Source organism: Flavobacterium sp. FlaQc-30, from assembly GCF_044005885.1.
GTDB lineage: Bacteria > Bacteroidota > Bacteroidia > Flavobacteriales > Flavobacteriaceae > Flavobacterium.
In genome coordinates this window covers 85307-110850 of the sequence record NZ_JBIPCO010000004.1, presented here as the reverse complement: position 1 = coordinate 110850, position 25544 = coordinate 85307, and the positions used below count along the sequence as shown (strand labels likewise).

The 25544-nt window shown below is 33.6% G+C and carries 25 protein-coding genes and 2 tRNA genes; 15 read left to right on the top strand and 12 right to left on the bottom strand.

Annotation, left to right across the window (positions count from 1 at the left end):
• Positions 1-92: 92 nt before the first annotated feature.
• From ACHRV0_RS10755 to ACHRV0_RS10740, 4 genes are all read left to right on the top strand, one after another.
• A complete protein-coding gene (locus ACHRV0_RS10755; RefSeq protein WP_395440839.1) occupies positions 93-1967 on the top strand; it encodes a U32 family peptidase in 1875 nt (624 codons plus the stop codon).
• A 413-nt stretch (positions 1968-2380) separates the two neighbouring features.
• Complete coding sequence (purT, locus tag ACHRV0_RS10750) at positions 2381-3541, top strand: formate-dependent phosphoribosylglycinamide formyltransferase (protein ID WP_395440838.1); 1161 nt, start codon at positions 2381-2383, stop codon at positions 3539-3541.
• A 3-nt stretch (positions 3542-3544) separates the two neighbouring features.
• Complete coding sequence (locus tag ACHRV0_RS10745) at positions 3545-3862, top strand: DUF6370 family protein (protein ID WP_089054968.1); 318 nt, start codon at positions 3545-3547, stop codon at positions 3860-3862.
• On the top strand, positions 3862-4437 hold the full coding sequence (locus tag ACHRV0_RS10740; protein WP_395440837.1) for a Crp/Fnr family transcriptional regulator: 576 nt from the start codon (positions 3862-3864) through the stop codon (positions 4435-4437). Before ACHRV0_RS10745 ends, ACHRV0_RS10740 begins: the two co-directional genes overlap by 1 nt.
• A 195-nt stretch (positions 4438-4632) precedes the next feature.
• Here ACHRV0_RS10740 and aceA read toward each other — a convergent pair whose 3' ends face one another.
• Positions 4633-5913: an isocitrate lyase gene (gene aceA, locus ACHRV0_RS10735; RefSeq protein WP_395440836.1), complete on the bottom strand. Its 1281-nt coding sequence runs from the start codon at positions 5911-5913 to the stop codon at positions 4633-4635.
• A gap of 303 nt (positions 5914-6216) precedes the next feature.
• Entirely contained in the window at positions 6217-7818 is a 1602-nt protein-coding gene (gene aceB / locus ACHRV0_RS10730; protein ID WP_395440835.1) for a malate synthase A, read from the bottom strand.
• Between the two features lie 208 nt (positions 7819-8026).
• Here aceB and ACHRV0_RS10725 point away from each other — a divergent pair, with 208 nt between their 5' ends.
• The 5 genes from ACHRV0_RS10725 to ACHRV0_RS10705 all read left to right on the top strand — a co-directional run bounded on the left by ACHRV0_RS10725 (position 8027) and on the right by ACHRV0_RS10705 (position 12311).
• Positions 8027-9508, top strand: coding sequence for a helix-turn-helix domain-containing protein (locus ACHRV0_RS10725; RefSeq protein WP_395440834.1), 1482 nt, complete (start codon positions 8027-8029; stop codon positions 9506-9508).
• 92 nt (positions 9509-9600) lie between these two features.
• The gene (locus ACHRV0_RS10720; protein WP_395440833.1) at positions 9601-10011 is read left to right on the top strand and encodes a DUF4375 domain-containing protein; all 411 of its coding nucleotides are present in this window, start codon (positions 9601-9603) and stop codon (positions 10009-10011) included.
• Positions 10012-10392: 381 nt separating this feature from the next.
• Positions 10393-11109 (top strand): pirin family protein, encoded by a 717-nt coding sequence (locus ACHRV0_RS10715; protein WP_395440832.1) that lies wholly within the window; start codon positions 10393-10395, stop codon positions 11107-11109.
• A gap of 172 nt (positions 11110-11281) precedes the next feature.
• Positions 11282-11512: a (4Fe-4S)-binding protein gene (locus ACHRV0_RS10710; RefSeq protein ID WP_395440831.1), complete on the top strand. Its 231-nt coding sequence runs from the start codon at positions 11282-11284 to the stop codon at positions 11510-11512.
• 265 nt (positions 11513-11777) lie between these two features.
• Positions 11778-12311: a YceI family protein gene (locus tag ACHRV0_RS10705; RefSeq protein WP_395440830.1), complete on the top strand. Its 534-nt coding sequence runs from the start codon at positions 11778-11780 to the stop codon at positions 12309-12311.
• A 297-nt stretch (positions 12312-12608) separates the two neighbouring features.
• Here ACHRV0_RS10705 and ACHRV0_RS10700 read toward each other — a convergent pair whose 3' ends face one another.
• A complete protein-coding gene (locus ACHRV0_RS10700) occupies positions 12609-13472 on the bottom strand; it encodes a helix-turn-helix domain-containing protein (protein WP_395440829.1) in 864 nt (287 codons plus the stop codon).
• Between the two features lie 95 nt (positions 13473-13567).
• Between ACHRV0_RS10700 and ACHRV0_RS10695 the strand changes: the two genes are divergently transcribed.
• Entirely contained in the window at positions 13568-13930 is a 363-nt protein-coding gene (locus tag ACHRV0_RS10695) for a DUF983 domain-containing protein (protein WP_071636409.1), read from the top strand.
• A gap of 72 nt (positions 13931-14002) precedes the next feature.
• Positions 14003-14878, top strand: a complete 876-nt coding sequence (gene fabD, locus ACHRV0_RS10690; protein WP_155102558.1) for an ACP S-malonyltransferase — start codon at positions 14003-14005, stop codon at positions 14876-14878.
• 95 nt (positions 14879-14973) lie between these two features.
• Here the strand turns inward: fabD and ACHRV0_RS10685 are convergent, their stop codons facing one another.
• The 5 genes from ACHRV0_RS10685 to ACHRV0_RS10665 form a co-directional block, all read right to left on the bottom strand.
• Entirely contained in the window at positions 14974-15291 is a 318-nt protein-coding gene (locus ACHRV0_RS10685; RefSeq protein ID WP_129023932.1) for a hypothetical protein, read from the bottom strand.
• Entirely contained in the window at positions 15279-15476 is a 198-nt protein-coding gene (locus tag ACHRV0_RS10680) for a hypothetical protein (protein WP_129023931.1), read from the bottom strand. The genes ACHRV0_RS10685 and ACHRV0_RS10680 overlap by 13 nt, the downstream gene beginning before the upstream one ends.
• A gap of 52 nt (positions 15477-15528) precedes the next feature.
• Positions 15529-16434 carry a DMT family transporter gene (locus ACHRV0_RS10675; RefSeq protein ID WP_395440828.1) on the bottom strand — a complete coding sequence of 302 codons (906 nt, stop codon included), beginning with the start codon at positions 16432-16434 and terminating at the stop codon, positions 15529-15531.
• 123 nt (positions 16435-16557) lie between these two features.
• On the bottom strand, positions 16558-17571 hold the full coding sequence (galE, locus tag ACHRV0_RS10670; RefSeq protein WP_395440827.1) for a UDP-glucose 4-epimerase GalE: 1014 nt from the start codon (positions 17569-17571) through the stop codon (positions 16558-16560).
• A gap of 42 nt (positions 17572-17613) precedes the next feature.
• A complete protein-coding gene (locus ACHRV0_RS10665) occupies positions 17614-18747 on the bottom strand; it encodes a DegT/DnrJ/EryC1/StrS aminotransferase family protein (RefSeq protein ID WP_129023928.1) in 1134 nt (377 codons plus the stop codon).
• Positions 18748-18881: 134 nt separating this feature from the next.
• Between ACHRV0_RS10665 and ACHRV0_RS10660 the strand changes: the two genes are divergently transcribed.
• Together ACHRV0_RS10660 and ACHRV0_RS10655 are read left to right on the top strand one after the other, a co-directional pair.
• Positions 18882-20111 (top strand): 3-deoxy-D-manno-octulosonic acid transferase, encoded by a 1230-nt coding sequence (locus ACHRV0_RS10660; RefSeq protein WP_395440826.1) that lies wholly within the window; start codon positions 18882-18884, stop codon positions 20109-20111.
• A gap of 346 nt (positions 20112-20457) precedes the next feature.
• Complete coding sequence (locus ACHRV0_RS10655; RefSeq protein ID WP_089054494.1) at positions 20458-20682, top strand: hypothetical protein; 225 nt, start codon at positions 20458-20460, stop codon at positions 20680-20682.
• Between the two features lie 120 nt (positions 20683-20802).
• Here the strand turns inward: ACHRV0_RS10655 and ACHRV0_RS10650 are convergent, their stop codons facing one another.
• The 4 genes from ACHRV0_RS10650 to mutS all read right to left on the bottom strand — a co-directional run bounded on the left by ACHRV0_RS10650 (position 20803) and on the right by mutS (position 24251).
• Positions 20803-21183, bottom strand: a complete 381-nt coding sequence (locus tag ACHRV0_RS10650) for a DUF1508 domain-containing protein (RefSeq protein ID WP_129023926.1) — start codon at positions 21181-21183, stop codon at positions 20803-20805.
• A gap of 138 nt (positions 21184-21321) precedes the next feature.
• Positions 21322-21407, bottom strand: a tRNA-Leu gene (locus ACHRV0_RS10645).
• A gap of 14 nt (positions 21408-21421) precedes the next feature.
• Positions 21422-21494, bottom strand: a tRNA-Gly gene (locus ACHRV0_RS10640).
• Between the two features lie 150 nt (positions 21495-21644).
• Positions 21645-24251, bottom strand: a complete 2607-nt coding sequence (gene mutS, locus ACHRV0_RS10635) for a DNA mismatch repair protein MutS (RefSeq protein ID WP_395440825.1) — start codon at positions 24249-24251, stop codon at positions 21645-21647.
• Between the two features lie 159 nt (positions 24252-24410).
• On the opposite strand from mutS, the gene ACHRV0_RS10630 reads away from it, so the two are divergent.
• A complete protein-coding gene (locus tag ACHRV0_RS10630) occupies positions 24411-24848 on the top strand; it encodes a DUF1573 domain-containing protein (RefSeq protein ID WP_089054493.1) in 438 nt (145 codons plus the stop codon).
• 74 nt (positions 24849-24922) lie between these two features.
• On the top strand, positions 24923-25465 hold the full coding sequence (locus ACHRV0_RS10625; protein ID WP_395440824.1) for an RNA methyltransferase: 543 nt from the start codon (positions 24923-24925) through the stop codon (positions 25463-25465).
• The last annotated feature ends 79 nt before the right edge of the window (positions 25466-25544 follow it).

Genomic DNA, 25544 nt, shown 5'->3' with positions numbered 1-25544 from the left:
AAAAATCCCTCTATCATTAGCAAACTCGAATATTTTATAAGACCTTTGCACACTTTTTTTCGGGAATACCACAAAAGTCTAAAGTTTTAGAAATGAAGAAGAAAATCGAAATATTAGCACCTGCTAAAGATTTAATTGGAGGAATGGCCGCAATAAACAGTGGCGCCGATGCAGTATATATTGGAGCACCACAATTTGGTGCACGTTCTAACGCCAACAACTCTATTGAAGATGTTGCTGCTTTAGTACAATATGCGCATTTATTTAATGCTCAGGTTTTTGTTGTTATGAATACCATTTTATACGATAACGAACTTGAAACGTGTCGTTCAATGATCTGGGAGTTATACGATATTGGTGTTGATGCCTTGATCATTCAAGATATGGCGATTATGGAAATGGATTTACCTCCTATCGTACTTCACGCCAGCACACAAGCCAACAATCGTGATGCCGATAAAATAAAATTCTTAAAAGATGCTGGAATCAAACGTGTCGTTTTAGCACGTGAGTTGAACTTGCATCAAATTAAAACGATTTACGACGAAGCTGATGTTGAATTAGAGTTTTTCGTAACTGGAGCATTATGTGTTTCTTTCAGCGGAAACTGTTACATGAGTGTAGCAAACGGAGAACGCAGCGCCAATCGTGGTTCTTGCGCTCAAAACTGCCGTTTGCCTTATAACTTAATCGACGGAAACGGAGAAACTTTAATCAGAAACAGCCACTTGCTTTCGATAAAAGATTTAGATATTTCAGAACAAATTCCGAATTTAATTGAAGCCGGAATCGTTTCTTTTAAAATCGAAGGACGATTGAAAGATGTAGTTTACGTTAAAAACAACGTTTCTTATTTACGTCAAAAACTAGACAGTTATTTAGAAGGCGAAGGAAGCGAAAAATACATGAAAGCTTCTTCTGGAACTTGCACGTATACTTTTGATTCTTCTTTAAGCAGAACCTTCAATCGTGGTTATACCGATTATTTCGTTAACGAAAGACACAGCTCTATCGGTTCTTGGGAAAGCCCAAAATCAAAAGGTCAATATATTGGTAAATTAATCCGAACTATTGGAAACGCTTATGAAATCGAAAACGGCGAATTATTAAACAACGGTGACGGACTTTGCTTCATCAACGAAAATAATGAAGCTGACGGAATCTATGTAAACAAAGCCGAAAACGGCAAAATTTATCCAAACGTTTTAAAAGAAGTAAAAGACGGAACTTTCATCTACAGAAATAATGACGCCGCTTTCATCAAAATTGTTGAAAGAGAAGATAGCGCCGTTCGTAAATTAAGCACCACTTTATTACTTACAGAAACTGAAACTGGTTTTGAATTAATCGCAACCGATGAAGACGGAAATGTAAGCATCGTTAATTTAGATCACGCAAAAGAGCAAACAAAAACGGGCGAATCAATCGAAGAAAATATCAAAACACAATTAGCTAAAACAGGTTTTACGCCTTATACTGCTAATGAAATCAACATTATGTTTTCTCAAAACTGGTTCCTTCCTATTTCAAAAATCAACGAAATGCGAAGAACTGTTTACGATCAATTAACTGAAATTCGTTTGGCAAATTACAAACGCGAAGAACACCAATTAGTAAAAACGTCACATCCGTATCCTGAAACCAAATTGGATTTCATGTACAATGTTTCGAACAAAACGGCTCGTAAATTTTACGAACGTCATGGTGTGACTGAAATCGAAAAAGCATTCGAATTACAATGGGATCCAGGAAAATCTCGTGTAATGACAACAAAATATTGCATCAAATACGAATTAAAAAAATGCCCAATACACCAAAAAGATATAGTTGGTGTTAAGGTAAAAGAACCATTAGTATTGAAACAGGGAGAATTAGAATACAAACTAAAATTCAACTGCAAACCCTGCGAAATGGAAATCTGGGAAAAAGATGCCGAATTTGAGATTGAAGAAGATCATTTTCATTAATATTACTATTTAACCGCAAAGTTCGCAAAGGTATACGCAAGGTTCGCAAAGATTTTAAAACAATCTTTGCGAACCTTTTTTACTTAAAGTTAAAACCTTGAGTTCTTTTCGTAATTTTTTGCGCTCTTTGCGGTTAAATTTTCACTATCATTTCCTCAATATTGTCATTTCGACGTAAGGAGAAATCGCACGCGGGATTCCAAAAAGTGAATCACAAATCTTTGTCGAGCTTCTAGTGTGATTTCTCGTTCCTCTAAATGACAAACTGCGTGATTACTTTGTCAGAACTAAAATCTAAAACAAAATTAAATCTGCTCGATCTGCAAAATCTACGTGAGAATTTCTTTTCGCTCTTTGCGGTTAAAAAAAGCTTTTTCTGTACTTTTACTACTCAAACATTACAACACTCCAAAATGAAAATACTACTCCTAGGTTCAGGCGAATTAGGCAAAGAATTTGTCATTGCCGCGCAACGAATCGGACAAACCATAATTGCAGTTGACAGTTACGAAAATGCACCGGCCATGCAGGTCGCTCACAGTTTTGAAGTGATCAATATGCTAGACGGCGAAGCACTGGACCGAATCGTAGCCAAACATAAACCCGATTTTATAGTTCCAGAAATAGAAGCCATTCGCACTGAACGCTTTTATGATTACGAAAAACAAGGAATCACGGTTGTTCCTTCAGCGAAAGCGGCTAATTTCACCATGAACCGTAAAGCAATTCGTGATTTAGCAGCAAAAGAACTCGGACTAAGAACAGCAAAATATCAATACGCGACTTCAGCCGAAGAATTACAAAAAGCCGTTCAAGAAGTTGGAATTCCATGTGTCGTAAAACCTTTAATGTCTTCATCAGGAAAAGGGCAATCAACTATAAAAACAGAAAGCGATATCGAAAAGGCATGGCAATATGCTGTTGCAGGTTCGCGTGGCGATGTTATCGAAGTTATTGTAGAAGCCTTTGTTGATTTTCATTCGGAAATTACGCTTTTAACAATTACTCAAAATAACAATCCAACTTTGTTTTGTGCGCCAATTGGCCACAGACAAGAACGCGGTGATTATCAAGAAAGCTGGCAACCAGCTTTAGTTTCAGAAAAAGATTTGTACGAAGCTCAGGATATGGCCGAAAAAATTACCGAAGCACTTGGAGGTGCCGGACTTTTTGGTGTTGAATTTTTCCTTACTAAAGAAGGCGTTTACTTCTCTGAACTTTCTCCTCGTCCGCACGATACCGGAATGGTAACTTTGGCTGGAACGCAAAATTTCAACGAATTTGAACTTCATTTAAGAGCTATTTTAAGTCTTCCAATTTTTGAAATCACTTTAGAAAAAGCTGGAGCAAGCGCTGTAATTTTAGCATCAGAAGATTCTACAAATCCAACGTTTAACGGAATCGAAAAAGTAGCAGCATTATCAAAAACTGATTTCAGGATTTTTGGAAAACCGACTTCGAGACCCTATCGCCGAATGGGAGTTGTTTTAAGCCACGATTCACTTGCAACTCCAATAATTGAAGTAATAGAACGTGCCAAAGAAACGGCAAAATTAATAACTGTAAACTCTTAAAAAATGAAAAAACTTATATTCGTAATTTTCCTATTTGTTGGTATTTCAACTCAGGCTCAAAGTAAAAAAGTAATTGACAAACCAACAGTTGTAGAAGCTGCTTGTGGAGAATGTCAATTTGGAATGAAAGGCAAAAGCTGTGATTTGGCCGTTCGTATTGATGGAAAAACCTATTTCGTTGACGGAACAAAAATCGATGATCATGGTGATGCTCATGCTGAAGACGGATTTTGCAATGCAGTCAAAAAAGCAACAGTAACCGGAACAATCGAAAAAAATCGTTTTAAAGCTACTTCATTCACTTTAGTAAACGAAAAATAATGGCATTAATTCTTGAAAATATTGCCAAGCACGTTTCATTAACACTCGAAGAACAAGCTCTTTTTTTGTCTAAAATAGAAACTAAGACTTATAAAGCCAAAACTATTTTATTAAGTGCAGGAGAAGTTTGCAAACATTCGTATTTTGTAAACTCTGGAATTTTAAGAAGTTTCAATATCAACGATAATATTGTGGAGCACGTTCTTTCTTTTGCCTGCGAAGGCTGGTGGATGAGTGATATGTACAGTTACTTTTCGCAAAAACCGGGACAGCTTTTTATTGAAGTTTTAGAAGATGCAGAAGTTGTTTCTTTATCCAAAGAAAATCAGGAACAATTATTTCTTGAGATTCCAAAATTGGAACGCTTTTTTAGAATTCTGATCGAAAATTCACTCGTTGCGAATCAACAAAGATTAATGGACAACTTGAGTTTACCTGCAGAAGAGCGTTTTGAAAAATTCTGCAAAAAGTACGGAACGTTAGTTCATAAAGTTCCTCAAAAACAAATCGCATCTTTTATAGGAGTAACTCCAGAATTTTTCAGCAAAATGAAAGCTCGCCTTTTAAAGAAATAGTTTTTTCGCCACAGATTTCACAGATTAAAGTGATTTTTTTTAGCCACGAATTACACAAATTAATTGATTTAAAAATTAAAATAAAATTCGCAAAAATTTGTGTAATTCGTGGCAACCTTTTTTAATCCTTTTAATCTGTGAAATCTGTGGCAAAAAAAAACAAAGCCAGTTCGATGAACTGGCTTTTCTTTTGAATTAAAATTGCTCAACCTCTGTAGAATGTTCCATCGCTGTTATCGTTGATTTTCCAATCATAACGGTATTTTGAACGGCATCAAAATAAGAAGTTCCCACAAAAGCTTGGTGTTTTACAGCTCTGAATCCGTTTTTCTGTAAAGCAAATTCTCGTTCCTGCAATTCAGAATAACCTGCCATTCCGCGTTCTTTATACGCTCTTGACAATTCAAACATACTTGTATTTAAGGCATGGAAACCTGCCAAAGTGATGAATTGAAATTTATATCCCATTGCAGCTAAATCTTCTCTAAACGTTTCCATTTCGGCAACCGTCAATTTTGCTGCCCAATTAAATGACGGAGAACAATTGTATGCTAACATTTTATCCGGGAATTCTTTTTTCATAGCTGTTGCAAACTTTCTTGCGAATTCTAAATCTGGGTTACTGGTTTCCATCCAAATTAAATCGGCATAAGGCGCATAGCTCAACCCTCTTGCAATTCCCTGCTCGATTCCGTTTTTCACATAGAAGAAACCTTCAGCCGTTTTTTCCCCAGTTAGGAATTTACGATCTCTCGGATCTGCATCGCTCGTTAATAAATTAGCTGCTTCTGCATCTGTTCTAGCAACAATTAACGTCGAAACGCCCATAACGTCTGAAGCCAGTCGTGCTGCAATTAATTTGTTAATCGCTTCCTGAGTTGGAACCAAAACCTTTCCGCCTAAGTGTCCGCATTTTTTAGCAGAACTCAGCTGATCTTCAAAATGAACTCCAGAAGCTCCAGATTCAATCATAGATTTCATTAATTCGAAAGCATTTAGGTTTCCCCCAAAACCAGCTTCGGCATCAGCCACAATCGGAACCAAATAATCTTTTTTATCTTCAATATTATTTACTGTCTGAATCTGATCAGCACGTAACAACGCATTATTGATCTTTTTTACCACCATCGGAACGCTGTTTACTGGATAAAGTGATTGATCAGGATACATTTCTCCCGCCAGATTTGCATCTGCAGCAACTTGCCATCCGCTTAAATAAATCGCTTCTAAACCCGCATCGACTTCTTGAATCGCCTGATTTCCAGTCAACGCCCCCAAACCAGCGACAAAATCCTGACTTTTTAACTTTCTCCATAATTTTTGCGCTCCCATTTTTGCAATAGAATGCTCAATATGATAGGATCCTTGAAGTGTAACTACTTCACTCGCAGTGTAAGGACGTTCAACACCTTTCCATCTCGGGTTCGTTATCCAATCGTTAATCAATTCCTGAATTCTGTCTTCTGTTGTTTTCATAAATAGTATAGTTAAAGTGGTTAGTAAGTATATAGTGTTCAGTTTAACTGGATATTTTTTTTAACACATAGAAACATAGTTATACTTTGTGGTAAAAGGCGTTTCACTTGTTTCAATACACATAGCTATGTGTGAAAAACTTGTTTTTTTCTTCTTCCTTTTTATTTAAAACCTAAAATCTATGTTTCTATGTGTTAGATAATTTAAGCCAAAGTTTCATTCTCATTTTATCTCCCTGATCTGCAAAATCTGCGTGAAAAAATTATTCGCCCGCAGATTTCACAGATTAAGCGGATTTTTTTCTTATAAATATTTGTAACACGGGATTGTCAAGAAATCAACGAAATCAGGATTAACTACTAATCTTTCCAGCACTTTTTCAGCTAACGGAAATTGTTGTTTTTCGTGATTTTCTTCTCCTAATTCTTCCTTAATTTTTCTGAATTCATCTAAAGCCAATTCATGATAATAAGCCAAATCTAATTTTCGTCCATTATCCAAAATCACTTTGTTCTGAAGCCATTGCCACAATTGCGATCTCGAAATTTCGGCTGTTGCGGCATCTTCCATCAAATTATGTAATGCAGCAGCTCCTTGTCCGTTTAGCCATGAAGCTAAATACAAAACTCCAACATTAATATTTTTTCGAACGCCGTTTTCAGTTATGATTCCTATTGGTGGTTCAATTAAATCTTCTTCTGTAATTTTTCGATGTTCTCTTTTAATGTGAATCTGATTTGGAGTTGGCATTCCTTTATCAAAAATTTCTTTTGCCAGTGCAACTAAATCTGGATGAGCCACCCAAGTTCCGTCGTGTCCGTTTCGAACTTCTCGTTCTTTATCGGTTTTTACTTTTGAGAAAGCTATGGCATTGGCTTCTTCATTATTCCGAATCGGAATTTGAGCTGCCATTCCGCCAATCGCATGAATTCCTCTTTTATGACATCTTTGAATAACTAAATTCGAATAAGCATTCATAAAAGGCGAAGTCATAGTTACTTGATCACGATCTGGAACTATGAATTTTGGATTTTTTCTAAACTTTTTAATGTAAGAGAAAATATAATCCCAACGTCCGCAGTTCAATCCCACGATATGTTCTTTCAATTCGTAAATAATTTCGTCCAATTGAAAACTTGCTGTTATGGTTTCAATTAAAACCGTCACTTTTATTGTTCCTCGTTTTAGTTTCAGATAATCCTCGGTAAAATCAATTACATTATTCCACCAGCGAGCTTCCAGATAATGTTCTAATTTCGGAATGTAGAAATACGGTCCAGAATTATTTTCTAAAAGTCGTTTATGATTATGAAAAACATACAAACCAAAATCTACCAACGAACCCGAAACTTCATTTCCTTCAATCAAAACATGCTTTTCTGGCAAATGCAAACCTCTTGGGCGAACAATTAAGGTTGCTATTTTTTCATTTAAATGATAGGATTTTTGTTTTACCAAATCGGTATAGGTAATTGTTTTGTTAACCGCATCAATTAAATTCACTTGTCCGTCCATCAAATTTTGCCAAGTCGGCGAAGTACTGTCTTCAAAATCGGCCATAAAAGTTTTAGCTCCTGAGTTCAACGCATTGATAATCATTTTGCGATCAACTGGTCCGGTAATCTCCACTCTTCGGTCTAATAAATCTTTTGGGATTTCACCAGCTGTCCAATTGCCTTCTCTTACGCTTTTGGTTTCCGGAATAAAAACTGGCAGGACTCCCTGATCAAAAGTGACTTGTTTTTGTTCTCGCTGCAAAAGCAATAATTTTCGTTGCGATTCGAATTTTCGATGCAATTCGGTTATAAAAACAATCGCTTCTTCTGTCCAGATTTTTGGATAACGAAGCTTCTTTTCGGCTAAAAATTCCATTGCCGTTTCGGTAATTTCTAATTGGTTTTTCATAGCTATGGTTTTATTTTTTTATTAAAAAAAAATCTTTTCGTTAGATTATCATTTATTCATTTCAGAATATAAAAATCATAACGTTTTGATTTTTAATAATTTCTACATGACAATATTAGAAAAAAGTTTTTTACAAAACAAGCGAACGTTCGCTAAATATTAAAAATAATTTTTTGGCGATTATTTTTATAATGGTTATATTTGGTTCATGGATATCGAAAAAGACTATATAAAGCTGATCTTCGGACTAAAATTGAAGCAAGTTCGTACTCAAAAAAATCTGTCACTTTTTGGCTTAGCCAAACTGACAAATCTTTCAAAATCGTATTTAAATGAAATTGAAAAGGGGAAAAAATATCCAAAAACAGATAAAATTTTGCTTCTCTGCGAACATTTAGATGTTACTTATGACCAAATGGTGTCATTAAAACTCGATAATAATCTCGCTCCAATTGGCGAAATTTTGAAATCCGGAATTTTAAAAGAGATTCCGTTAGAGCTTTTTGGCATTCAGGAAGCTGATTTAATTGATATTATTGCTAATGCTCCTGCAAAAGTCAATGCGTTTATTAGTACTATTATCGAAATCGCTCAGCATTATAATTTAAGTCGCGAAAGTTTCTTTTTAGCAGCTTTACGTTCGTATCAGGAAGCACACAGTAATTATTTTGAAGATTTAGAAGAAAAAGTAATTACGTTTTCTAAATCATTTCAGATAAATCTGGATTCTAAAATCACAATTGAAGAATTAGAGGCAATTTTAAAAGAAGAATACGAATACAAAATTCAAGAAATCGCTTTTACAGATCAAGAAGCTTTGGGCGATTTGCGTTCTATTTATGTTCCGAAAAGCAAAACTTTATTGCTTTCAACAGAAATCGATGCACCACAAAGAGCTTTTATTTTAGCTAAAGAGATCGCTTATAACTACTTGAAAATTTCGGATCGCTTACTAACTTTCAGTTGGATTAAATTTGAAAATTTTGATCAGGTCTTAAATAATTTTTATGCTTCTTATTTCGCTGGTGCTTTATTATTACCTAGACAATTGGTTGTAGACAAAGTGAATGCTTTTTTAATCAATGAAAAACCAAATCCAGAAGAATTTGTAGCGTTGATTGAAAGTTTTGAAGTTTCTCCAGAATCGTTTTACCAACGATTAACGAATTTGTTGCCGAAAGATTTTCAGCTTAAAAATTTATTCTTTTTAAGAATGTCTCATAAAATTGGTTCAGATGTTTATCATATTAAAAAAGAACTACACATAACGAACCAACAAGAACCACATGCCAACGAAACGAACGAACATTATTGCAGAAGATGGGTTTCAGTAAAAACCATCGACGAAGCCATCAAACAAAATAAACCACATTTTTTTGATGCGCAAATTTCGAGTTACGTTCATAGCGGAAATGAATATCTGGTTTTCTCATCGGCAACTAAAGATCCTTTTTTACATGATACCATTCGAAGTATTTCTGTTGGAATTTTAATTAATCCGACCATGAAAAAGAAATTCAAATTCATTGAAGGAAAACCTTTAGTCAAGAGAATTGTTGGTGTTACTTGTGAGACTTGCGATGTAAAAGATTGTTTGGAACGCGCTTCTCCGCCAATCGAATTGGAAAAGAAAAAACGTCATGAAAATACTGATGCTGTTGTGCAGCAGTTTATAAGTCAATATAGTTGATCTTAGATATTATACGCAATCTTGTCATCTCGACGAAGGAGAGATCTCTGTAAGTAACTTAACAAAGCATTAAAATCCCAAAACCGTAAGCAATGAAATTATTCAACTCCATTTTTCTCTTACTTCTAATGACTTTTTCAAGTTGCTTAGGCCAAGTTAGTTCAAACAAAGAGAAAACTAATATTTCAAAACCGACAGCTAATATTGAAGAATTAGAAATGGAAGTAAATAATGGAGGATTTAATCAATACTTTTTTAATTCAAGTGGTCAAAATTGTTTTGAAACATTAAAATCATTAAAGAAAAATAAAAAGTTTAAAACCGCAAAAATTCTTGAATCGGCAATTAATTTAATTAATCCAAAAAAACTATCCAATGAAGATTTGATTAAAAAACTCCGAAATCGAGAAGTTGAAGAACTTAACAATGAAAAAATAAATACACAATTAGAACTCTTGGATTTAGAGTTTTATAAATACCCTGATGGAAATTTACAAGAATAATCTACACCAATCTTTGTAGAGCTTCATGCGTAGAATGGATTAAAATCCATCCCTAGAATATATTTTGTTCCTTCGGAACGTTTTCCCTTTACGTCTATTCAACTTCTGAAAACAAAAACTTCTAAATTAGCCCCGATAAAAGTGGAAATCCTTTTATGGTGGGGTTCACCGTAAAAGATTGAAACGGATAGCGGGACTAAACGTCTTTTGAAAACCCAAACTTCTGCTTCAAAAAATAATTAGATAATTTTACTGAATCGCAAAAATTTCAAAAAACCTTAGCTTCTCAGAACCTCAGAATCTTTCTTAATCTACATTAAGTGCTTTTCCTTTACCTTGATAGTATCTTTGTACTATAAAATTAACAAAACATACAAAATCATGGAAAATATAGTATTGCACAAAGCAGAAACAAGAGGAAACGCAAATCACGGATGGTTGAACGCTTATCACAGCTTTAGTTTTGCGAGCTGGTACAATCCGGACAGAATTCAGTTTGGAGCGCTTCGTGTTTTGAACGATGATACAATTGCAGGCGGAATGGGTTTTGGAACGCATCCTCACGATAACATGGAAATTATTACAATTCCATTAGAAGGTGATTTGGCTCATAAAGACAGCATGGGAAATACTGAAATTATCAAAAATGGTGATATTCAAGTAATGAGTGCCGGAACCGGAATTCAACATAGTGAGTTTAACCCAAATGCAGATCAGCAGACTAAATTATTGCAAATTTGGCTGTTTCCGAATAAAAGAAATGTTACGCCACGTTACCAACAAATTACTTTAGATGTTGCTGACAGACACAATAAATTAGCTCAGGTTTTATCACCAAATGCTGATGATGAAGGTGTTTGGATTCATCAAGATGCTTGGTTTAATATGGGAAATTTTGATGCAGGAATTGCAACGGAATATAAAATCAAAAAAGAAGGAAACGGAGTTTATGCTTTTGTTTTGAAAGGAAATGTTACCATCAACGGTCAGGAATTGAACACTCGCGATGCGGTTGGAATTTCAGGAACAGATGTTTTAAACATTAAAGCCAACACAGACGCTGAATTTTTATTGATGGACATCCCGATGAACTATTAATTCAAAGATTACAATTAATATTTTTTTTAGAAACGATATTTAAGTTGATTTTCAGCTTATTATCGTTTCTTTTTTTGCTAAAATTCCATCAAAACTCAAAAAGAAAACGTAATTTTATTAGATAGAAACCGGTCTTAATTTACTTAAAACTAACTGTTTAAAATTTTCAATCATGAATCCAAATAACCTAACTAAAGAATATACAAATGGCGAAGTAACGATTGTTTGGCAATCTGGAAAATGCATACATTCGACCAATTGTGTAAAAAACAATCCAGATGTTTTTCGTCCAAAAGAAAAACCATGGATTGTAGCCGAAGCTTCGACTTCTGATAAAATTATAGAAACTGTAAAAAAATGTCCATCTGGAGCTTTGACATTTTATATGAATAAGAAAAGCTAAACTTTACGCATTAGTTTTTTCGCCACAGATTACACAGATTAAAGTGATTCTTAGTCGCCACGAATTACACAAATTTTCACTAATTAAATTGGGTTAAAAATTTGTGTAATTCGTGGCGACATATTTTTTTTAATCTTTTTAATATGTGTAATCTGCGACAAAAAACATCACATTTTTTATTTCTTAATCTAGATTAAGTGCGTTACGCTTACTCCCACCGTAACTTTGTCCTATCAAAATGAAATTAATTATTTAAAAATAAATTATGGCAACTACAAAATGGTCAATTGACCCAACACACTCAGAAATTGGTTTTAAAGTTAAACACATGATGTTTACAAATGTTTCAGGCAAATTTAGAACTTATGATGCAACAATTACTTCAGACGAAGATAATTTCGAAAATGCAGATATCCAGTTTTCTGGCGATATCGCTTCAATCGATACTGCAAATGCAGACAGAGATGGTCACTTAAGAAGCGGGGATTTCTTTGATGCTGAAAATCATCCAAAATTAGCATTCAAAGCTTCCTCTTTCAAAAAAGTAAATGATGGAGAATATGAATTAACTGGAGATTTAGATATTAAGGGGATTTCTAAAACTGTAAAATTTCCTGTAGAATTTAGCGGAACTATGACTGATCCTTGGGGAAACACAAAAGTAGGTCTTAACATAGAAGGAAAAATTAATCGTAAAGATTGGGGTTTAAACTGGAACTCAGCTCTTGAAACTGGAGGTGTTTTAGTAGGAGAAGAAGTGAAATTAAACATTGAATTACAATTTGTAAAACAAGCTTAATACTTTATAATAGGTTTTAATTTGGTTGGTTAATAAGCCTGCACTTTTTTAGGAAGTGCAGGCTTATTTTTTGGGGTTTGCCACGAATTACACTAATTTTCACTAATTTTTTCTTTCTAAACTGAAAATGTTTTCTGCCACAGATTAAAAGGATTAAAAAGATTTTTTTCCTGCTTTGTGAGAATAAATAATCTGTGAAAATCCTTTAATCTGTGACAAAAACTAAAATAATAATTCGTGGAAATTAGTGCAATTGCTTCGCCTGTTCGCTATCGCTCGAGTCGTGGCTAAAAAAAATTATCGCACAGTATTTCGAAATTCTGTTGGCGAAACTCCTGTTTGTTTTTTGAAGAATCTGGAGAAGTATGAATAATCTTCGTAGCCTACCTTGAACGCCACTTCATTTACAGCTAATTGCTTATCGATTAACATTCTTTTTATTTCAAGGATTACGCGGTCTGTAATTACTTCTGTGGCGGTTTTTTGCAGGATTTCATTGCAGATTCTGTTTAAATGCTTCAAAGTAATATTTAGTTTTTCGGCATAAAAAGAGGGTAGCTTTTCAGTTCTGAAATATTCCTCTAAAAGTGATTCAAACTTGTTGATTTTAATATTATATGAATGTGTTTGATGTGAATAGGTTTCACTGTATTTACGAGCAATTTCAATATGAATTGAATCTAATAAATTCAGCATTTTATCTAATTGATATTTCGCATTTTCATTACTTTCTTGAATCAGTAAATTAAAATACGAAAGAATTCTGGGAATTTCTTTTTCTTCAAAAACCATTTCAGGACGATTATGAATGGAATGATAAAAATTGTAATCGTTGATATTTTTTTGTCCGAAATATAAATTATACAATTCCTGAGAAAAAATAATTACAAAACCCTCGACATCTTCAGACAAACTCCAATGATGCATTTGCCCAGGTTGCAGCACAAACAAGCTGCCTTTTTTTATTTCGAATTGATCAAAATCGACTTCATGCAATCCAGAACCTTTTGTAAAAAACACCATTAAATACGAATCATGACGATGCGGTTCTTCGACAAAGCTGTGGCTTTTTAGATGTTCTTTAAAGGTATTCACATAAAAATCACGATGAATATCATTGCAGTTAAAATTTTGAACACTATAAACGGGATATTTCTTCATAAAAATGTCTTTATTGTGCTATAATCAGCGAAGATATAAAAAAGCCTTTTATAATACTCTGAATTACCTTTGTATAAATAAAAAACAACAAGATCATGTCAAGCGCATTAACTCATATATTAAGCAACGAATGTCCTATTTGTCATAAAGGAAAAGTATTTACAGACAAAAATATTTTTTTGACTTTCGGACTTCCAAAAATGAATGAATACTGCAGTCATTGTAATTACAAATTTCAAAAAGAACCTGGTTATTTCTTTGGGGCTATGTATGTAAACTACGGATTAACAGTGGCTCAAGGAATTGCCACCTATTGTATTGCACAGTTTTTCTTTGAGAAAAATTTCGATTTAAGAATCATTCCAATCATTGCTGTTGTTATTACTTTACTAACTTCTTTCAACTTGAGATTCTCTAGGTTAGCATGGATTTATATGTTTAAAGATTATACGAAATAAAAAAGTGTTATTTTTGCCTTTCAATTGAAGCTAATTTTCAATTCCAAAAAAAATAAAAAACAAATTAGACAAATGAAAGCATACGTATTTCCAGGTCAAGGCGCACAGTTTACAGGAATGGGCAAAGACTTATATGAAAACTCGGCTTTAGCCAAAGAATTATTCGAAAAAGCTAATGAGATTTTAGGTTTTAGAATTACAGATATTATGTTTGAAGGCACTGCCGAAGAACTAAAAGAAACTAAGGTTACACAGCCTGCTGTATTTTTACATTCAGTTATTTTAGCTAAAACTTTGGGCGAAGATTTTAAACCAGAAATGGTTGCAGGACATTCTTTAGGAGAATTCTCTGCATTAGTTGCCAACGGAACTTTGTCTTTTGAAGACGGATTAAAATTGGTTTCTCAACGTGCTTTAGCAATGCAAAAAGCATGCGAAATCACTCCATCTACAATGGCCGCGGTTTTAGGTTTAGCGGATAATATTGTTGAAGAAGTTTGTGCTTCTATCGATGGAATTGTGGTTGCCGCAAATTATAACTGCCCAGGACAATTGGTAATTTCAGGAGAAACTTCAGCAGTTGAAAAAGCTTGTGAAGCGATGAAAGCTGCAGGAGCAAAACGTGCTTTAATTTTACCTGTTGGAGGAGCTTTTCACTCACCAATGATGGAACCAGCAAGAGAAGAATTGGCTGCCGCAATTGAAGCAACTACTTTCTCTACTCCTATTTGCCCAGTGTATCAAAACGTAACGGCAAATGCGGTTTCTGACGCAAACGAAATTAAAAAGAACCTAATCATTCAACTAACAGCTCCTGTAAAATGGACACAATCTGTACAACAAATGATCGCTGACGGCGCTACTTTATTTACAGAAGTTGGACCAGGAAAAGTATTAGCTGGTTTGATTAATAAAATTGATAAAGAAGCGGTTACTGCGAATGCTTAATTTTTAAGCCGTCAGTATTCAGTTTTTAGTAATCAGTTAAAAACTTTACATACAAAAAATCCTCATAGACTTTTCAGTTTATGAGGATTTTGTTTTTATAATTCTTTTATTTCTTCACTATAATTATTTATAATTCCAGTAATTAGATAATTTTGATTTCTTTTTTCAAAAAACACGTACCAAGTTGTTCTGGCATTTGATTTATAAAAAATATAATACGAACCTAAATATTGAAGTGATTTTGGGGTTTTCTTGTGAGGGAAATTCGAAATACTTAAAATGACAAAATCTACTATTTTATCAACATAATTTTGAGCCGATTCAGCAAAACCAAAATATTCGTCCTTAAAAAGAATATAAACTAAATCATCAAAATACTCCAGAACAGCATTTTTAAAAATTACTTTTTCCAAGGATATGCCTTTATTCTTTTAGACATTTCAGCTTTAAACTCCTCAGGGGTCAATCCTTTTGCAAACTCAGCATCAAAATCAAAAGTTTCGGGATCTATCCCTTTAAATTTTGGCTTTTGAACTTCGTATTCTACTCTTGGTTCTTCAACCTTATCTTTCTTTTTATTTTCTTTATCGGAATCCATTATTCTTACACTTTTAATTCTTACAAATTTACGAAATAAAATGAATCAAAATTTATACAACTTTCTTTTCCTTCTTTTTATAATTCACAATAAAAACTCCAAGTATAATCAACGCTGTAGCAATAATAAAATCAATTGTAATAACTTCATCTAAAAGCAACCATCCAAGAAAAACTGCAATTATCGTATTTATGTACGCCAAAATAGAAACTTGAACCGCTGTAACATGTTTTAAAGCATAACTATAACTAAAAAAAGCAATTACAGATCCAAAAATTGACAAATACAAAGCCGCAAAAACACTTCTTGAACTCCACGAACTGAAATCTGGATTTGGCGAAAAAATAGATGCCAACACCAGCTGAATACAAGAAGCCATCGTAAATTGATAAAACAAATTGAGCGTAATATTATTAGATTTTACGGCATGTGTTTTTGTATAAATTGTTCCCGCTGCCCAAGCTAGAATTGCAAATCCCATGAACATCATTCCCGTTTTGTAATTTGCATCTAAAAAGGATCCGAGTCCGTCTTTAAAAATAAAAACGACTCCAGAGAACCCAATAATCACACCAACAAATCCTCTTAAACTCATTTTTTGCAATCCGAATAAAATACTTCCTAAAAAAATAAGTATCGGAGACAACGCACTTATTACAGAAGCCAATCCGCTAGGGAGTGTTTGCTCTGCAATTGTCGTAAAACCATTTGCAATTACAATCATTAAAACTGACGGAATAAGTTGTTGTTTTAAATTTTTCCAGCCAATCCATGTTAGTTGTTTTTTAAGTAACAAAATAGCCATCATTACAAATCCTGCTAGTCCTTGACGAATTGAAGTTACAAACCAAGGCGGAATGGTTTCAACGGCAACACGGATTCCTAAAAATGTTGTCCCCCAAATAATTCCAACCGCCGCAAGAGCAAAAATCAATTTATAATCTAAACTTTGTTTCATAAATGTGAAATACCATTTAAAAAAAATACCAAATAATCAAAAATCGATTATCTGGTATTTTTTATTAATTAAAACACACTGTTGTGCGTCTCGACAATATATATCTTTCTTATAGTTCTTTCTTTAAGAACGAACTTTTTGTTCCCATTTCCAAGCACTTGCCATTGCTTCGTCTAGACTTAATTCAGCTTTCCAGCCTAAAACATTGTTTGCTTTATCTGTATTTGCATAAGCTTCGGTAATATCACCCTCACGACGCGGCATAATTTTATAAGGCAGTTTTTTATCGCTTACTTTTTCGAAACTATGAATAACTTCTAGAACCGAACTTCCTTTTCCTGTTCCTAAGTTGAAGGTTTCTACTTTTGCCAAATTCTTTTTATTCAACAAACGCTGTAATGCAATTACGTGTGCTTTTGCTAAATCTACCACGTGAATGTAATCACGAACGGCAGTTCCGTCAGGAGTTGGATAATCATCTCCAAAAACAGACAATTCTTTGCGAAGTCCTATTCCAGTTTGTGTAATAAACGGCACTAAATTTTGAGGAACACCAATTGGTAATTCGCCAATTTCATTTGTAGAATGTGCCCCAACTGGATTAAAATAACGTAATAAAATAGCATTGATATTAGTTACTTTGGCTGTATCTGTAATAATTTCTTCTCCAATTTGCTTAGTATTTCCATAAGGAGACATCGCGGTTTGCACTGGAGCATCTTCTGTAATTGGCATTTTTTCGGCTTGACCGTAAACTGTACAAGACGAACTAAAAATAAAACTCGCTTCTGGTTTTTGCTGCAATTCTTGTAAAAGATAAACTAAAGTGTTAATGTTGTTTTCATAATACAGTAATGGGTTTTCGACACTTTCTCCAACTGCTTTTGACGCTGCAAAATGAATTACTCCTGTAACATCGTTGTGTTTTTTAAAGAAATCCTGAACGGCACTTTTTTCTCTTAAATCAATTTTTTCGAATAAAGGCGTTTTTCCTGTAATTGTCGTAATTCCTTTTAAAACATCTTCGGTAGAGTTTGAAAGATTATCAATTATCACAACTTCAAAGCCCTCATTTTGCAATTCGACTACGGTATGAGAACCAATAAATCCTAATCCTCCTGTTACTAATACTTTCATTTTGTGGTTGTTTTGTGCTGTTGTTTATTTGGTTTAATTATTTTATTTATTCAAAAATTCTAAAACAGAATCTGTGATAAATTTAATTTGTTCGTCATCAAGTTCTGTATGCATTGGCAAAGCAATAACTTCTTTTACTAATTGATTGGTAACTGGAAATTGCTCTTCTTTATAACGAGAATCTACATATGCTTTTTGAGAGTGCAGCGGAATTGGATAATAAATTGCACATGGAATTCCTTTATCTAATAAGTGCTGCATCAAAGCATTTCTATCAGCATCTAAAATCCTTAATACATATTGATGAAAAACGTGATCGTTTTCGTTTGCATCAAAATCTGGCGTAATAATATGTGCATTTCCAGCAAAAGCTGCATTGTATTTTGTTGCCGCTAAACGACGTGCTTTATTATACTCGTCCAACAAAGGCAGTTTTGCATTTAAAACTCCAGCTTGAATACTGTCTAAACGTGAATTTACCCCCACAACATCATGGTGATAACGCTCATACATTCCGTGATTTACAATTCCGCGGATTATGTGTGCTAATTTATCATCGTTTGTAAAGATTGCTCCACCGTCTCCATAACAACCTAAGTTTTTAGACGGAAAAAATGAAGTTGCGGCAACGTGACCAATTACTCCAACTTTACTTTTTGTTCCTGATTTAGAAATGTAATCAGCTCCAATCGCCTGAGCATTATCTTCAATTACATATAAATTATGCTCAGCTGCAATTTCCATAATCGCATCCATATTAGCTGCGCGTCCAAATAAATGTACTGGAACAATTGCTTTTGTTTTTGGCGTAATTGCTTTTTTAATTGCTTCAATATCGATGTTCATATTTACCATATCAACATCAACCAAAACTGGTGTTAATTGCAAAAGTGCAATAACCTCAACAGTTGCTGCAAAAGTAAAATCAGCAGTAATAACTTCGTCTCCTGGCTGTAGACCTAATCCCATCATAGCGATTTGCAAAGCATCAGTTCCATTTGCACACGGAATTACGTGTTTTGCCCCTAAATAATCTTCAAGATTTTTTTGAAATTGATGTACTAAAGGTCCGTTTATATAAGTATTAGTATCTAAAACTTCTTGAATCGAAGCATCAACAGTAGTTTTTATTTTTTCATATTGACTCTTTAAGTCAACCATTTGAATTTTTTTCATTTTCAATATATTTTAAAATTAAAGATCTATTTTACTATCAGATTCTCTAAAAGGAGGAACAAAAATAGTTATTTAATAACTTCAAACCATGAAAATAGTCGAAAGAAATGTATTTTAGCCACAAAAATAAACAGATGCTTTTTCTATATAATTTAGTTATTTCTATTGTGGGCTTTTTTCTGAAAATTGTCGCCCTTTTTAGTCCGAAAATTAAGCTTTTCATTGAGGGACGAAAAAACGTTTTTTCAATTTTAGAAGAAAAAATAAAACCTTCAGACAAAACTATTTGGTTCCATTCTGCATCACTTGGCGAATACGAACAAGGTCTGCCTGTAATTGAAAAAATCAAAGAAAAATATCCATCTCACAAAATTGTTGTAACCTTTTTTTCGCCTTCAGGATACGAAGTGCGTAAAAACAACACTGTTGCCGATGTTACTGTTTATTTGCCATTAGACTCTAAAAGCAATGCAAAACGTTTTCTAAAACTCGTTCATCCTGAATTTGTCTTTTTCATTAAATATGAATTCTGGCTGAACTATTTAAAAGAACTGGAGAAAAGCAAAATACCAACTTATTTGATTTCGGGAATTTTCAGAGACAGTCAGATGTTCTTTAAATGGTATGGAGGTTTTTATAGAAATGCTCTCAAAGCTTTTGCCTACTTTTTTGTTCAAAACGAAAGTTCAAAACAAAAAATCGAAACAATTGGTTTTAAAAATGTAATTATCTCCGGCGATACTCGTTTTGACAGAGTCGCAGCAATTTTAGAAAGAGATAATACACTTGATTATATCGAAAATTTCAAAAACAATCAGCCAACGATAGTTATAGGCAGTTCTTGGCCAAAAGACGAAGCTTTAATAGCCGAATATATCAATCAAGCACCAGACAATATAAAATTCATTATTGCTCCTCATAATATTAAGACCGATCAAATTAATGCATTGAAATCGCTCCTTACAAAATCTACTATTTTGTATTCTGAAAAAGAAGAGAAAGACCTATCAAATTACAATGTCTTTATAATAGATACTATTGGACTTCTAACAAAGATTTATAGTTATGCTACAATTGCATATGTGGGCGGCGGTTTTGGAAATCCAGGAATTCATAATATTCTAGAACCAGCCACATTTGGAATTCCAATTGTGATTGGACCAAATTTTGCAAATTTTGCAGAAGCTGTTTCTTTAGTAGAACTTGAAGGATGCATATCTGTATCTACTTTTAACGAATTGAAGACTGTTTTTGATCGTTTATTAAATGATGATATCTTTTATAAAGAAAAAAGCAAAATCTGCAAGTCGTTTATTCAAGAAAACAAAGGCGCAACTGATACTATAATGAGGATCGTTTCATAAAAAATCTTTTCCCTTACTCATTATTATGGCTATTATTTTCACATCATACACCAATTTACCCATTTTGTTCTTTTTTACCATCTTATAAATTCACTAAGAAAACAAAATAAACTTTAACCAAGAGGATCAAAACCACCTATTTCCATAAAGAATATTCAGCAAATAATAATTTGCACAGAAAAATAAACAATTTAAGATAACTTTATCATTCTGGCACATTATTTGTTAACTAAGATAAACGTGAGCGATGAAAATATTTTAAAAAAAAAATAAAAAAATATTTTACATATTAAAAAATTTATATCTTTGCCACGAATTAATAATTAACCTTTTATAATAAAGTAAGATGAAAAAAGTATTTTTAAGTTTAGCTGTTGTTGCTGTTTTAACTGTTGTATCTTGTAAAAAAGCTGACGCTGCAGCTACTGAAGCTGTAGATTCTACTGCTGTTGCTGTTGATTCTGCTGCTACTGTAGTTGATTCTGCTGCTGCAACTGTTGATTCTGCTGCTGCTAAAGTTGATTCTGCTGCTACTAAAGTAGAAGAAGCTGCTAAAGAAGTAAAAAAATAATTAGAACCTAAATTCTAAAAATTTTAAAACCATCGATTCGATGGTTTTTTTTTGACCAAAATTCAACCTTTGGATTTTACAACTAAAAAAAAAAGCGCTCACCTTGGTGAACGCTTTTTTTTATTCTTCTACTTCTTCCTCAACCGGAATCTCTTCATCCCCAAAAATAGATTCGCCCGATGAGAAATCTAAAATCTCCGATCTCGAAGCATAAGTCACAATTTCCTTAATTCCTTTTTGAAGAAGCAATTCCGTAGTGTATTTTCGACTTGTTGCAAAGTGAACATCACCCAGCATCAATTTAAAAAAATACTTCCCTCCCGAGCCTTTAAATTTTAAAAACCTCGAAAGCTCAATTGTCTTTTTAAACTTCTCAATATCTTCTTCACACTCAAACCTCAACTCATAACTCAAACTCGTAAAAATAACCTTTCCCTTCCTAGATGTAAACACAAACTTATACTCATCATTAAACCGCTTGCTAATTACAAAAGCCCCCATATTTTGATTGTTGATTTTAGATTTTAAATTATTGATTTTAGATTTCCTTAGAATCTTCAAAATCAATCTACTCTGTAAATTGATTTTATCACTGAGTTTACACCACAAAAAAAGCCCCTTCAAAAGAAGAGGCTTTAGTACTCAGAGCGGGACTTGAACCCGCACGAACATTGCTGTTCACTGGATTTTAAGTCCAGCGTGTCTACCAATTTCACCATCCGAGCATTGTATGGTTTTGAGCGAAAAACGGGGCTCGAACCCGCGACCTCGACCTTGGCAAGGTCGCGCTCTACCAACTGAGCTATTTTCGCATTTCAAATTCTAATTAAGAACCGCAACACTTGACTTGTCTTGCATTGCGAGTGCAAATTTAGGACATTTATTCAATTACACAAGCGTTTTTTCAAAAAAAAATCAACTTATTTTATAACTTTCTGATAACCTAAACTTTAAATATGAAATTATTTTTTAACCAACATTCTTTTTATCTCGTTAAGCTTCATCAGTGCTTCAACAGGTGTAATCGCGTTTATATCAAGCCCCAGAATCTCCTCTTTTATCTCTTCTAACAAAGGATCATCTAAATTAAAGAAACTCATCTGCATTTCATCATTAACCTCTTTCACTCCATTTAAAGCTTCATTAGAATGATTTTTTTCTAACTTCTTTAAAAGCTTCTGTGCTTTTAAAATTACAATTTGAGGCATTCCCGCCATTTTTGCTACGTGAATTCCAAAACTATGTGCGCTTCCTCCTTTTACAAGCTTACGAACAAAAAGAACAGTATCTTTTAGCTCTTTTACAGCAACATTATAATTCTGAATCCTAGACAAAGATTCTGTCATTTCATTCAATTCATGGTAATGCGTTGCAAACAAAGTCTTCGCTCTACCAGGATGTTCATGTAAAAATTCAGCAATCGCCCACGCAATCGAAATTCCGTCATAAGTACTGGTTCCTCTTCCAATTTCATCTAAAAGCACTAAACTTCTATCTGATAAATTATTCAAAATCGAAGCTGTTTCATTCATTTCTACCATAAAAGTAGATTCTCCCATCGAAATGTTATCAGAAGCTCCAACTCTAGTAAAAATCTTATCTACAATTCCCATTCTTACGCTGTCTGCAGGAACAAAACTTCCCATTTGAGCAAGTAAAACAATTAAAGCGGTTTGTCTTAAAATAGCCGATTTACCAGACATATTAGGACCAGTAATCATAATAATCTGCTGCGTTTCTCTATCTAAGAAAACATCGTTTGCAATATAAGGTGTTCCAACCGGTAATTGTTTCTCGATTACAGGATGTCTTCCGTTTTTTATATCAAGTTCAAAAGTTTCATCAATTTCTGGACACACATATTGATTTTCTACAGCTAACTGAGTGAACGAACATAAACAATCTAGTTGCGCCACCAAATTTGCATTCATTTGAACAGGCTTAATATAAGTTGCAATCCAAGCGATTAATTGCTCAAAAAGCTCTGTTTCAATTTTATGAATTTTCTCTTCTGCACCTAATATTTTTGTTTCATATTCTTTTAATTCCTCTGTAATATAACGTTCCGCATTTACAAGTGTCTGCTTACGAATCCATTCTTCTGGAACTTTATCTTTATGCGTATTTCTAACTTCGATATAATACCCAAAAACATTATTGAATGAAATTTTTAAAGAAGAAATCCCTGTTCTTTCTGACTCTCTTCTTTCAATTCCTTCTAAGTATTCTTTTCCTGAAGTTGATATAGCACGTAAATCATCTAATTCTTCACTTATACCTTTGGCAATTGCATTTCCTTTTGCAATCGCAACTGGCGCATCTTGATTTAAAGTTATTTTTATTTTCTCTCGCAGTAAATCACAAGCATGCAGACTATCTCCGATAATTTTTACCGCTTCTTGTTTACTTTCCAGCGCTAATGTTTTAATTGGGATAATCGCATCTAAAGATTCTTTTAAATAAACAATTTCGCGAGGAGAAACTTTTCCTACTGCGATTTTAGAAATCAAACGCTCTAAATCTGAAATCTGTTTAATTTGATATTGAATATTATGTAAGACTTCTGGATTTGATTTCAAATATGAAACCACATCATGCCGTGCTTTTATTTTTTTACTGTCCTTAAGAGGCAAAGCCAGCCAACGCTTCAACAATCTCCCTCCCATTGGAGAAAGTGTCCTGTCTATAACATCTAAAAGCGTAACAGCATTTGGATTATAACTATGATACAATTCTAAATTACGAATTGTAAAACGATCCATCCAAACATATGCATCTTCTGCAATTCGCTGAATAGCCGTTATGTGCTGCACACGATTATGCTGCGTTTCGGACAAGTAATACAAAATCGCTCCAGAAGCAATAATTCCTTCTTTTAATTCTTCTACTCCAAAACCTTTTAAAGAGTTGGTTTGAAAATGTTTGGTAAGCGTTTCGAGTGCATAATCTTCTTTATAAATCCAATCTTCTAAGTAAAAACTGTGAAAATCATCGCCAAATGCATCTCTAAAATCGCTTTTATTATTTTTAGGAACTAGAACTTCACTCGGATTAAAATTCTGCAATAACTTATCAATATATTCTGCATTTCCTTGAGCCGTTAAAAACTCTCCTGTTGAAACATCCAAAAAAGAGATTCCGATATTTTTATTAGCAAAATAAACTGATGCTAAAAAGTTATTTGTTTTAGAATGCAAAACCTCATCGTTTAAAGAAACTCCCGGCGTTACAAGCTCTGTAACACCTCGTTTCACGATAGTTTTAGTCATCTTAGGATCTTCCAGCTGATCGCAGATGGCAACACGAAGTCCTGCTTTTACCAATTTTGGCAAATAGGTGTTAACAGAATGATGAGGAAAACCTGCCAGCGCTGTTTCTGTATCTGAACCCGCGCCTCTTTTTGTTAAAGTAATGCCAAGAATTTTTGAAGCTCTAATGGCATCTTCTCCAAATGTTTCATAAAAATCTCCTACTCTGAAAAGCAGACATGCATCAGGATATTTTCTCTTGATTTCGTTGTACTGTTTCATTAAAGGTGTTTCCTTCACTACTTTTTCTTTAGCTGCCAAAATTGATATATTTTAAATGAAAATTAAGACAGCGAATTTATAATTTTTTAACGGCATATTGAAGGCTTCAAAAATTAAAATATTTTAAGCTATTTTTAAGCTCACTTTTAAGAATTTTATATAGATTTGTTCAATCATTTAAACTAAGAATCTAAAAAGATGAAAAAAATAATTTTATTCGCTATGTTAGCAGTTGTTGGTATTACAGCTTCTAACGCTCAAAGCACTAAAAAAGCTGCTGCTAAAGCTGCCAAAGTAGCTAAAATTGAAGGAGCTGGAATGGCTTTTGAAACTGAAACTATTGATTACGGAACTATCGCTCACAATGCTGATGGAAAACGTGAGTTTGTTTTTGTTAACAACGGAACAAAACCGTTAATCATTACAAACACAACAGGATCTTGTGGATGTACTGTACCAACAACTCCAAAAGAGCCAATTGCTCCTGGTGCTAAAGGTATTATTGGTGTAAAATATGCTACTGATAGAGTTGGTGCTTTTACAAAAACAGTAACTGTTACTTCTAACGCTGAAGGACAACCAACAAAAGTACTTACTATTAAAGGTACAGTTTTACCAGATCCAGTAAAAAGCTAATCTGAAAAACAATAAAATAATCGAAAAAGCTTCCTTATCTTTGGAAGCTTTTTTTATGACCTGAATTTATACAAATGAGAAAACTAGAAAACAGCGAACTAGAGCGCAAATCAATTGAAGATTTTAAAAAATCAGACAAGACTCCTTTAATATTAGTTTTGGATGATATTCGCAGTTTGCACAATATTGGATCTGTTTTTAGAACTTCGGATGCTTTTTTGATCGAAAAAATAATTCTATGCGGTATCACTGCAACACCTCCAAATAAAGAGATTCATAAAACCGCTCTTGGCGCTACCGAAACAGTCGCCTGGGAACACCACGAAAATGTATTAGAAGTTATCGAGAATCTTAAAAAAGAAAATGTAATGACACTAGCCATTGAACAAGTGGAAAGCTCTATTTTTCTTCAAGATTTTAAAGTGGAAAAAAATCAAAAATATGCTTTGGTTTTTGGGAATGAAGTATACGGTGTTGCACAAGAAGCTGTAGCTATTTGCGACGGCTGTATCGAAATTCCTCAATTAGGCACAAAACATTCTTTGAATATAGCAGTTAGCGCAGGAATTGTAGTCTGGGATTTGTTTCAAAAACTAAACTGGCCAAATAACAATTAAGAAATTATTCTTTCACAAAAAACTGTGATTTTAAATCGAAAAGCAGCTGTAAATGTTAGATTTTTAAATATATTTTTTT